This is a genomic window from Pseudomonas sp. LS.1a, from assembly GCF_022533585.1.
Taxonomy (GTDB): domain Bacteria; phylum Pseudomonadota; class Gammaproteobacteria; order Pseudomonadales; family Pseudomonadaceae; genus Aquipseudomonas.
Map to the genome: position 1 here is coordinate 2701966 of NZ_CP092827.1, position 10467 is coordinate 2712432.

At 53.8% G+C, this 10467-nt stretch carries 14 protein-coding genes; 11 read left to right on the forward strand and 3 right to left on the reverse strand.

Going from position 1 to position 10467, the window contains the following annotated elements:
- Positions 1-322: 322 nt before the first annotated feature.
- Positions 323-637, forward strand: a complete 315-nt coding sequence (locus MKK04_RS12510) for a DUF1654 domain-containing protein (protein ID WP_241106710.1) — start codon at positions 323-325, stop codon at positions 635-637.
- A gap of 35 nt (positions 638-672) precedes the next feature.
- Here the strand turns inward: MKK04_RS12510 and MKK04_RS12515 are convergent, their stop codons facing one another.
- From MKK04_RS12515 to MKK04_RS12525, 3 genes are read right to left on the reverse strand one after another with little or no spacing between them, the layout of a single operon-like run.
- Complete coding sequence (locus MKK04_RS12515; RefSeq protein WP_241106711.1) at positions 673-1044, reverse strand: ASCH domain-containing protein; 372 nt, start codon at positions 1042-1044, stop codon at positions 673-675.
- On the reverse strand, positions 1016-2083 hold the full coding sequence (locus MKK04_RS12520) for an N-acetyltransferase (RefSeq protein ID WP_241106712.1): 1068 nt from the start codon (positions 2081-2083) through the stop codon (positions 1016-1018). The genes MKK04_RS12515 and MKK04_RS12520 overlap by 29 nt, the downstream gene beginning before the upstream one ends.
- A 43-nt stretch (positions 2084-2126) precedes the next feature.
- Entirely contained in the window at positions 2127-2978 is an 852-nt protein-coding gene (locus MKK04_RS12525; protein WP_241106713.1) for a S24 family peptidase, read from the reverse strand.
- An 88-nt stretch (positions 2979-3066) separates the two neighbouring features.
- On the opposite strand from MKK04_RS12525, the gene MKK04_RS12530 reads away from it, so the two are divergent.
- The 10 genes from MKK04_RS12530 to MKK04_RS12575 all read left to right on the forward strand — a co-directional run bounded on the left by MKK04_RS12530 (position 3067) and on the right by MKK04_RS12575 (position 10452).
- Positions 3067-3243, forward strand: a complete 177-nt coding sequence (locus MKK04_RS12530) for a Cro/CI family transcriptional regulator (RefSeq protein WP_125464606.1) — start codon at positions 3067-3069, stop codon at positions 3241-3243.
- 141 nt (positions 3244-3384) lie between these two features.
- On the forward strand, positions 3385-4242 hold the full coding sequence (locus MKK04_RS12535; protein ID WP_241106714.1) for a replication protein: 858 nt from the start codon (positions 3385-3387) through the stop codon (positions 4240-4242).
- The gene (locus MKK04_RS12540) at positions 4232-5044 is read left to right on the forward strand and encodes an ATP-binding protein (protein ID WP_241106715.1); all 813 of its coding nucleotides are present in this window, start codon (positions 4232-4234) and stop codon (positions 5042-5044) included. The genes MKK04_RS12535 and MKK04_RS12540 overlap by 11 nt, the downstream gene beginning before the upstream one ends.
- Before the next feature lie 37 nt (positions 5045-5081).
- Positions 5082-6407 carry a tyrosine-type recombinase/integrase gene (locus MKK04_RS12545; protein WP_241106716.1) on the forward strand — a complete coding sequence of 442 codons (1326 nt, stop codon included), beginning with the start codon at positions 5082-5084 and terminating at the stop codon, positions 6405-6407.
- Positions 6370-6699 (forward strand): Lar family restriction alleviation protein, encoded by a 330-nt coding sequence (locus MKK04_RS12550; RefSeq protein ID WP_241106717.1) that lies wholly within the window; start codon positions 6370-6372, stop codon positions 6697-6699. The genes MKK04_RS12545 and MKK04_RS12550 overlap by 38 nt, the downstream gene beginning before the upstream one ends.
- Before the next feature lie 2 nt (positions 6700-6701).
- Positions 6702-7091, forward strand: coding sequence for an antiterminator Q family protein (locus MKK04_RS12555; RefSeq protein WP_241106718.1), 390 nt, complete (start codon positions 6702-6704; stop codon positions 7089-7091).
- A 137-nt stretch (positions 7092-7228) separates the two neighbouring features.
- Positions 7229-8266: a ParA family protein gene (locus tag MKK04_RS12560; RefSeq protein ID WP_241106719.1), complete on the forward strand. Its 1038-nt coding sequence runs from the start codon at positions 7229-7231 to the stop codon at positions 8264-8266.
- The gene (locus tag MKK04_RS12565) at positions 8259-9119 is read left to right on the forward strand and encodes an SIR2 family NAD-dependent protein deacylase (RefSeq protein ID WP_241106720.1); all 861 of its coding nucleotides are present in this window, start codon (positions 8259-8261) and stop codon (positions 9117-9119) included. The genes MKK04_RS12560 and MKK04_RS12565 overlap by 8 nt, the downstream gene beginning before the upstream one ends.
- Positions 9120-9375: 256 nt before the next feature.
- On the forward strand, positions 9376-9696 hold the full coding sequence (locus tag MKK04_RS12570; protein ID WP_241106721.1) for a phage holin family protein: 321 nt from the start codon (positions 9376-9378) through the stop codon (positions 9694-9696).
- A 15-nt stretch (positions 9697-9711) separates the two neighbouring features.
- A complete protein-coding gene (locus MKK04_RS12575) occupies positions 9712-10452 on the forward strand; it encodes a hypothetical protein (protein ID WP_241106722.1) in 741 nt (246 codons plus the stop codon).
- Positions 10453-10467 lie beyond the last annotated feature (15 nt).

The window sequence follows — 10467 nt, forward strand, 5'->3', positions numbered from 1 at the left end:
TGGCCCTGTCGCCAAGGCCAGCCAGTGAAATCGAAGTGATCCAGGCGCCCATCGCTCTCTGGGCTACGCGCTTCCCCGCATTGGCATGCGCGCCACTTGGTTACCTGAACCCAGCTCACTGCATGAGGCAGCTGCTGCCCTCATGTGCCGCTGAGGGTGACGGGTGTCGAGTTGTGTAAAGAGCGGCGGCGGCCGAAGCTGCCTGGCTCAATGCAAATGCAAGCGAACTTGCATTAATGAAAGCATGCTTGCGTCTTGAATGCAAGCACGCTTGGGTGTTTTTGAAATACTGTATATGCATACAGCAAGTGGGAGGCTTCTGATGTCAGCGCAGGAAAATTTCGCACCCAGGGACGAGCTAACCGGACTGGAGCGCTTAGGGCTGAGGGTTTCAGCGATGATCAACTCACCGCTGGCGCAGTTCGGCAGGAAGGTTTTGATCCATCAACTGGGCACGGACAGCGATCAGGATTGGGGGGCGATCATTCAACTGCTCTCAGACACTGACGGCCTGGATATGACGTTCTGTGATGACGGATCGGTGATCCTGCAATGGGATGCGCCGACGGATGACGATCGGGTGATTGATAGAGGAGAGGATGTTTCTCGGGTAGAGGCGGAAGAAGCGCCGTTTTGACGGGCAAGAAAAAGCCCGCTTAGGCGGGCTCTTTATCACAAGTAACGGTAGGATTGTGGCGCTGATATTCCGGACCCTAGGTCAGCTAGGCTTAAAGGCTGCTCATATAAGTTGGCCTCTCCAACTTTGATAGCAAAAGCTTTTTCTCGTCCATCAAAGTATTCGCTGAAGAATCTTTTGGTTATGCCTGCGTGTGCAGAGGTTCTTCTCCACACCGAATCTGGCCGTCCTTCAATGATAGAATCGATCGAGAACTCACCGATTACCTTTCCAACAGGTAAGGTTGCATAAACAATTACTTTGGTTACGCCTTCTTTTTTGAAAATATTCTTACGAAATTCAAATTTCTTTTGCCCATTAAAAATCTTGTCGGCGAATTCAGGCTTGATGGATAATAAGACGTTCATTGATTTCGCCCATGGTGATAATGGAATTAAATTCTTGGTCGCTTAGCTCAATGCAACTCCAGCGAATGTTTTCATTGATGCCAGCTGTGTCGATCAGTTTACCTCGATTAGGGCGTTTGTTCAATGCGATATTATAAGTAAATTTCAGTATGAATGGGTTCTGTCGCTTGGTGTAAAATTCAATCAGCTGGCTTTCAGGGAAAACACTGTGAGGTCGGCAATAATTCAAGAAGTCGTCGACGTTTGTAAATTGGTTCATATTTGCCGTTTCTTCAACAACGCATATGGAGGTCGCTACGGCCCTGAATCGGGCGGCTCCTTGACCATCTCCCGTTCTATACATAACAAGGATGTCACCTTGTTTCATTGCTGCTATAGGCGGCATGTTGCATAGGTAAACTTTGTGAATGCTATTGGTATATGATACATCCCGAACGATCAGCCGGGGATCCTCGTTAGACAAAATTGAGTCAGGGAACATTAGAGAGTGGTATTGCGGGTATATTGCTAGTAGCCACTTTTTATGCCCGGCGGGCTTGATGCAGGGAAAATCTTGCGAAGGTATGCCTGAAGTAGCGCGAAGATACTTTACTAGAACTTGCTCAGTGCCGTTTGCGGTATGCTTGACCCCATGCAGTGAGAAACCATGCCTTTTAAAAAGGTTGATCAATCCGCTGTGTTTTTCAAAAACGGTAACGTATGCATCATCTAGGTTATGAAGCACCATGTGGTCGAGTATTTTCTTAACAAATCGCTCACCTAACTTAGTTCCGTGTGCGTTGATTTTCATGGTGCCGATTTTTAGGTGGCGACCCGGTGGGAGGGGGGGCGAAACATCAGTGACTGCGCCATCCTCAATTTTTAGATACAGAAATCCAGCAATTTCAGTACCCTCATCCCCCGTAAAGACATAGGCGCTTGAACCTTCTGTAGCCTTTCGCGAGAACCACTCACCAATCTCCTTGTAATCTGCTTTCAGGGAGTCAAAAAATTCGTCTTGGAAGTTGATATTAGTGAATGGGGTGTACAGAAGGTTCATTCTGACTTCCTATGTCTGATTAGATGGTTGGCATTTTATACTTTTAGACTTTTCGAGCATTCCAGACGAGCAAGACCTTGGCGTGAATTGTTACATCGTCGACCCGAGCAGACTGCTTTTCATAGTTACGGTTGTCAGAAATGAGCCAGACATGATCCTCATCCTTCCGCTGCAGGCGCTTGATCAACAGATCTCCATGCCAGGTCAGCACATACACGCCTTCACCTTGGTAGTCGTTCACTCCGCGGTCGACGATCACGGGATCTTTATCGTTGATGGTGCCTTCCATGCTCTGGCCCCACCCGGTGATCATTGCTAGGGCCTGGGCAGCGGAGTAGGTCACACCTTTCTCCCGCAAGACCTCCTCGCGTATCACCACATTCCGGATGACTTCGCTGTACTCGGCAGGCACTTGGCCGTGGCCCATGGCTGCCCGGATGTCGTACTGGGGAATTGAGATGTCGCCATCGGCCGGCTGGGCTGTAGCAATGACGAAACCACTGCCTTTGTCTCCAGCAGGGTCTTCTTCGACCGCGCGAACGATGCTTTGCCGCGCCTCAGCGCTCAGCCCCTTGCCGTGCTTCTCAAGCATCTTTCTAACGGCATCCGCTGCTGAACTGCTGCTCCCAGAGTCCTTTGCCGCAACTGTCTTGGCTTCACCTTTGCGAGGAGGCTCGCCTTTTCCTGACAGAAGCCAATCGACAGACGTGTCGTAGCCCTCAGCGAGAGCCACAAGGTTTTCGTTTTTGATGTTTTCAGTGTCACCAGCAAACCACTGGCGTACAGCCTCGTAGCTGATTCCGCAGGTGTTGGCGATATCTCGCTTGACGTTGCGCACGCCCAATTCAGGGCGCCGAGCCAGCACGAGCTTAGTGATTCGGTCTGTGGTCTTCATGTGCGCAATCTACAAGGTTGCTTGTCAAGCATGCTTGTTTTGAATATACAAGCATGCTTGAATGTAGAGACGAGTAAAGGAGGTCGCCATGACCAAAAGCCAGGCAATCAAACATTTCGGGTCAATAACGGCGCTCGCAAAGGCGCTTGGCGTGACCTACGAGGCAGTCCGCCAGTGGGCAGATGTCCCTGAGCTGCGCCAGTACCAGATTGAGCGGATCACGAAGGGTGCGCTAAAGGCCGGGAAGGCAGACGCAGCAGCGTGACCGTGAGCACATTGTCATCTGCCTGACCTTGCGCCAGTAGATGACCGAAACACCTGCAAATCCATCCAGTAGTCGAATCGCAGACGAAAAAAAACCGCCTGGCAGGGCGGCTTTCTCTACAGCTTCAAATGAGTTCAAAGCATGACAAACATCGTCCCACTTGACAAGTCCAGGGGGTTCACCCGGATGGACAACCAGCTCATGGATGGCCTGCTGGCTATCGACCTCCCGGCCCGGGAGATGAAGATTGTGCTGTACGTGGCCAAGGCCACCATCAACTTCGGGGCGGGCTCTCAGCGCATCCCGGCTTCCGACATTGCGAAAGCCATCCACGCCCACCCCGACACCGTATCCAAGGCGGTGTCGAGCCTGTTGCGTCGTCGGGTTCTGTTCCGCGAAGGCGGTGCACGGGGTGACATCGGCGTGAATGACCCGAAAGACTGGATCTACGTCATTGAGCCGAAACAGACCAAAACATCCGACTCGGCTGAAGTGGTCCGAATCGGCGAAGAGTCGAAACAGACCAAAACCGCCGACTCCCTTCTTTATTCTAAGAATCTAACCCCCTATGTATTTCTTCCTTCGGAAGAAAATACATGCCCCCCCAGAGATGAGCAGCCGGTTCCGGCCAAAGCTGACCGCAAAGCATCGTTCGGGAAGGTCGCCATGTTGGCTGACAATCCACACGGCCTGGATGAGTCGCTGATCGCTGACTACCTGACTGTTCGCAAGGCCGCCAAGGCCCCAGTGACGGCCCGCATTTGGGCAGGCCTCAACCTCAAGCTGGAGCAGTGCAAGGCGTTCGGCATCCAGCCCGCCCAAGCCCTGGAGGTCGCTGTCGAGAACGGATGGCGCGGCTTCGAGGTGGAATGGGTCACCAAGCGCATCGGTGCGCAGTTGCCTGCCCAGGCCAAACCCCATAGCCGTCACCATGGCTTCGACGACCGCGATTACACCGCCGGCCTGGCCGAGCGAGAGGACGGCACCTATGCGATCTGAATCGGTGATCACCATGTCCGAGGTGAGAAACGCCGCGGGCTTCCGTGTCCAGCCCGCGCAATGTGAACATCACGGCGACTTCGAGCAGCGTGTAACCATGCTGATGGGCCGCGAAATCCTCGGGCGCTGCCCTGTGTGCGAGAAAGCGGCCGTTGCCGAGCGCGAAGCCAAGCATCTGGCGGAGGACACCCGGCTGAAGCGTGAGGCGATGACCCGCAAGCTGGGTGCGGCGCTGATCCCCAAGCGCTTCGCCGACCGCACCTTTGCTAATTACCGCGTTGAGCACGAAGGGCAACGCAAGGCGCTGGCCTACTGCACTCGCTACGTGGCGGCTTTCTCGGAAATTGAGCGCACTGGGCGGTGCCTGATGCTGCTGGGCAAGGTCGGTACCGGCAAAACGCACTTGGGTGCCGGGATGGCCAACGAGCTGATGCGCAACACCTCGGCAACGGCCGTGTACCGCACGGTGGGCGCCGTCCTGCAATCCATCCGAGCCACGTACGACCGCCACAGCGAACAGTCCGAAGCCGCCATCCTGTCCAGCCTGATCGAACCTTCGCTCCTGGTACTGGACGAGGTCGGGGTGAGCAAGGAGCAGCCGAGCGAGTTCGAGCTGACCACCCTGTTCTCGATCATCAACGGGCGCTACGAGCAGATGCGCCCCACAGTGGTGATTTCCAACCTGGAGGCCAGCCAGCTGCGCCACGCCATGGGCGAGCGGTGCTATGACCGCCTGCGCGAGGGCGGCGGGGTGGTGGTGCCGTTCGAGTGGGAGTCGCACCGCGGCAAGGAGGAATTTTGACTGTGCGGCAATGGCTAAAAATGGGGCTGGGGTCGGTATGAGCGCGACCGCCGCAGTGAAATTATCGGATGCCGAAATTCGTCGACAGGCTGCCCAGGCCGGGGTGCGTGATCTGCGCGACCCAAGGCACCCGGGGCTTCGGTTTCGCTTCGACCAGAGCCGCCAGGGTGGCACCTGGTTCCTGGTGGCGCGCCGGAAGTGGAATCGACTCGCTCGCTTTCCGGAGTACAGCTCGGCCGCGATTCTGGCTGAGCTGCCCACTCTGCGGCAGCGCCTACTCACCCAGCCGGATGACGTGATCGCGTTGGCTGGACTGGTGACCTTCAACGATTTGTTGGGCTGGTTCAAAGAGCGGGTGAGCGGTGATGCCAGCGTGTCGGATTCATGGAAGCGTACCGTGAGGACAGTCATCGAGCGACACCTGCAACCGCGCATTGGCGAGTTGCCGATTGCTACGCTGACAGCCGCAACGCTGGATAAGCGCTTGATGTGGCCTGCCCAGGCCGAATGCTCGACCTCCTATGTGCGGCAGATCTACCGCGTGTTGAGCCTGGCCGTAGGCAAAGCGCGTGAGCTCGGCCTGATCGGAAGCAACCCCATGGCCGAAATGAAGTTCAACCAGTTCATCAAGACCAAGATTGTGCCGAAGGATGGCAGGCTGCGAGCTGACCACCTGGAGGAGGTGATTCCCGTCCTCGGTGGGCTGTTCGGGCGGTCACCTGCAGAAGCGATGCTGCCATTGCTCATGATTTGCCACGGCACCCGCTTGGGCGAAACGCGGCGGGCCGAATGGGCTGATTTCGCACTGGGTCATGCAGAGTGGTTCATTCCTGCCAAGCACACCAAGACCCGCACCGAGCACCGGCTCCCGCTGACGCCGCAGGTGTGCGCTTTGTTGCAAAGGTACCGCGCCGTCCAAGTAGAAAACGGCTACAGCGGCAAATACCTGTTCCCAGGCCGGAAGGGGCAGCCGTTGAGCCCCAGTCAGGCCTCGGCGGTATTCCGTCGACTGGCTTCAAGTGAATGGTCCAGCCATGACCTGCGCAAGGTGGCCCGTACCGCCTGGCTGGACATGGGGGTGGATGGGTTTATCGGTGAAATGCTGCTCAACCACTCGCTGGGCAAGGTTGCGGATACCTACATCAAATCGAAGGGCAACGGTCTTCGTCGCGAAGCGCTCGAGCAGTGGCACGCCTGGTTAGACGGCATCGGCTTTGCCGCCATTCACGGGTTGACGGGCGTGCAATCCGCAATTTCTCACAACGGGCCGCAGCCCAAGCCACGCAAGGCGCGCAGCCCAATCCACGAATTAGTTACAGGGGAGAATGCAGAACGTGAAATTTCATCTTCAGGATGGCTTTAAACGACCGCGCCTTGACCTCGTTCAATGCCCGGTATGCAGGGGCAGGGCGGTCGTGAAGGGGGTGTTCTATGAGTTGGCGTGCATGGACTGCAATGGCTCAGGTTGGGTTGTTGAAGGGTCCAGGTTGGTGCTTTCGCTTGAGGAGCTGGTCACGCAGTTGAGTTTCAAATTGGAGCAGTCTCAGAGACAAATCGAGGCTTTGAAAAGGCCGGCGAAAGTAGTCGGCCCGCAGCAGCAGTACCAAGAACCGAACCGCGTGGGAGCGGGCGGCACAAATTACACAGGGGATTGATCATGATGATTCGCAAGCCAGCCGGCCGCCCATTGGGTGACACCGAGTATCTGCTGGAGCAATGGGGGTGGTGGCGGATGGATGGGGCTGGCATGCCTATCCACACCTCGCCAACCTTCGCGCTGATAAGGCAGGCAGTGCCGCAGCCGTCGGCGAGCAAGAACTATTGCATTACCGACGACTGGGCACTTGCCATCGACAGTGCAGTAGCCCGGCTTTCGGCTCGGGACCAGCAGATGGGGGACATCATCTGGCTGTACTACGGAGCCAAATGGCCGATGGTTAGGGTTGGTAAGCACTACGGCATGAGTGAAGGCAAGGCTCGCGAGTTAACTAGAGCCGGCATTGCATGGATTGATTGCGCGGTAGCTGAGCAGCGAAACGCTGCATGAAACTCTAGAGAAACGCTTCAGCCCACAAATTTTTTGATAGCTGCCCGGGATCCAGAAACGACCTCTGGATCTCGCGGTGGCGTTTTGATATCTTGTCCGGTATTAAATGGTATCCAGATTCCAATAGGAACTTTTTTATGGCCAAGGTGGTAGCATTCTTTAATAACAAGGGAGGGGTTGGTAAAACGACAACTTCTTGTAACGTTGCTGCAGGGCTGTCGCAATATTTGGGAAAGAAAGTTCTGTATGTGGACTTGGATCCACAATGTAATGCAACGTTATTGATTCTGGGTGAGGATCAAGTTACTGAGTGCTACTGGAGTCATCCAGACGACCATAAATCAATTATTAATATTATCAATCCGCTTTTGGTTGATGAGCCGGGTATAAAGTTTGATCCGGAAGCTGTTATTAAGGATGGAAATAGGTTTGGTGTCGACTTGATTATGGGGCACCCAAACTTATCGGAAATCGAGGACAGACTTGGCGAGGCGTGGGTGAAAGTCCCAGGTGGTGACATTGGTGCTCTACGGAAAACAAACTGGTGTAGCGATCTAGTCCAAAACCTATCGCAAGACTATGACTACATAATTCTTGACCTAGGGCCAAGCTTAGGTTCGCTGAATAGGTCCGCACTATTGGCGTCGGACTATTTTGTGACGCCGATGTCGATCGATATTTTCAGTATAGTTGGTCTTCGTAACATCTCTCGTTGGTTAAATGACTGGATCCGAAAATATGATCGAGGTATCGCCAACCTTGATGCTACAAATCCGGAATATTTTGACCGTTACCCTGTGAAAAAGAAGGTTGATATTCTAAATGGCTGCCTGGGGTATACAAGCCAGGCTTACCATTCAAGGCGTAATAAGGACGGCGATCGTCGGCCGACTAAAGCATTTGAGTCGATACTTAATTTGTTTGAGCAGAACTTCATTCAGTACCTCGGTGCTTTCAGTGTCACTGGGCTTGTGGCGCGTGATTTGATGCTAGGCGTTATTCCAAACATGTTTAGTTTGGCTGCTTTGGCCCAGCAAAGCTCATCACCTATTCGGGATCTTAGAGCCAATGATGGGATATTTGGTGCTCACTATTCTCAAGCAAAAACATACTCTAGTATTTTTGACTCAATAGCGTCCCAAATTGTCAATAATATGGGGCCAAAAAATGATTGATTGGCCAGAATCATTGGTTCAAGAGTTGGCTGCAAAGCGCGCAATCATATTTATTGGTGCGGGAATTTCGTCAGGTTCGGTTTCCCGCAACAATCCAGAGGTTAGGCCGCCAACTTGGAATAAGCTTTTGGAGTCTGCTGGGGAGAGATTTAAGCGGGCAGACGGCGAGTTTATAAAAAAGTTGCTGGACTCGGATAAGCTTTTGGATGCTGCTGAGGTCATTTTTCATGGTGTCCCTCCCGCAGACAAACGGAACTTTTTCGTTGGCCAGTTTGCTACGCCGGATTTCTTGTCATCTAAATGTCATGCGGCAATTCAGGGTATCAACCCGAAAATCGTAATAACTACTAATTACGATCAAATATATGAAAAGCAATGTGATGCGTTGCTTGCGGGGCGTGGATATTCGGTAAAGAAGTTTAATGATGCAGACTTGCTAGATTGCGTAAGGTCAAGTGATAACTTAATAATAAAGGCTCACGGCTGCATTTCCAGTCCCGGCAACCTTATTCTGAATCGCTCAGACTATTATTCGCTTAAAAAGCAAAATGCTGGATTCTATAGTGTTTTGGATGGATTATTGACGGTGAGTACTGTGTTGTTTCTAGGCTGCAGTATGTCAGATCCTGATATTCAGCTTGTCCTTGAAAACACAAATATATCCGCGCCTTCCGCACATACTCACTATGCAGTAATGCCTGAGGGTGGGCATGCCGCTTTGAAGTCGGCTATGGAGTCGGCGTATAATATAAAAATTCTTGAATATAACAGCGAGGACAACCACAGTCGTCTTCTTGAAGGTTTAGAGGAGCTGAAGATTTTGGTCGACTCCGAGCGTGCTCTGGCAGTCTAAATATTTGTCATTCTGATTGATTCATGGTCGAGATCAAAAAAAGCTTTTCCGCACGGAATAAGTCTGTTTTTATAGCAGCGTGTGTTGCTGTGAACGCAGCGCGACGCCTTCACAACCCGGCCATGAGCCGGGTTTTTTGTGCCCATTTACAAGCCCTGCCATCGTGCGGGGCTTTTTCGTTTCCGGCCCCATGCCTGGCTCTTTGCTCCAAGCGGATGACAGAGACATGGAGGCCGGACCTTTTTGAGGACTACAGATGAACACTGAGCATCAGGCGCTAGCCGATGTGCCCCTCTGGCTGTTGGTGCTGTTGAGCATGGCCGGCATGTCTGGCGAGATGCTGAGGGCATCGGGTACCGACCTTGGTCTTCGGCAGATCCTTCAGCGTGTAGCTTTGCGTTTTCTCGCGTCTGGCTTGCTGGGCATGGCAACGCTGCTGCTCGCGATGGCTCTGTGGAGCAATCTCTACCTTGCTGCTGGCTTGGGCATCGTCATCGCCGTGATCGGAGCAGATGTCGCCGGTGGCTTGTACACCCAGTTCTTGGCCAAGAAAGCCGGAATCAATTCCCGCAATTAATGATGAGGTGGGGCGGTGATCAATCTCGATATCGATGTCGATAGTGCCTTGCTGTTCCGCTCAATAACGGACATTCAACGTAAGCAGATCCCTTTCGCCGTGGTCCTGGCACAAACTAAGCTGGCCCAGCGAGTAAAGCCGGGCATGCTCAAGGTCATGCAGCAGCGCCTGGATCGACCAACCCCGACCACGATGAAAAGCCTGTTTGTGCAGGCGGCCACCAAGGCCCGTCCGGCCAAAGTGTTCTTTAAGGATTCTTGGACCGCTGGCATTCCTGCTGATGCCTACTTGCAACAGACAGTGCAGGGTGGTCAGCGGCCGCATAAGCGTTTCGAGAAGTCGCTGATTGCCCAAGGACTGATGCAGTCGGGGCAGTTCGCGCTACCGGCCAAGGATTTGCTAAACCAGTACGGCAATGTCTCACGCGGCACGATGACCCGCATCCTTTCGGGGCTCGGAGCTGCCGAATCGGGGCGCGGGCATCAGGCCAACGCCACGGGCAGCAAGCGCAGTCAACGTAAAGGTAACGCAAGGCGCTATTTCGCAGGCTCTGTCGACGGGCTGCAAGGTGTGTGGGAGCGCAAAGACTCGGTGTTCGGTGCTGCGGTGCGTCCGGTGTTCCTGTACTCCAACGGTGCACCGGGTTATCGCGTCATCTTCCCGTTCTTCAAGATCGCCGAGAACATCGTCAAGGCGCATGCGCAGGCCGAACTCACGGCAGCCATGGGGCAGGCCGTAGCCACCGCTCGGCCATGACCGGCGAATGAGTCT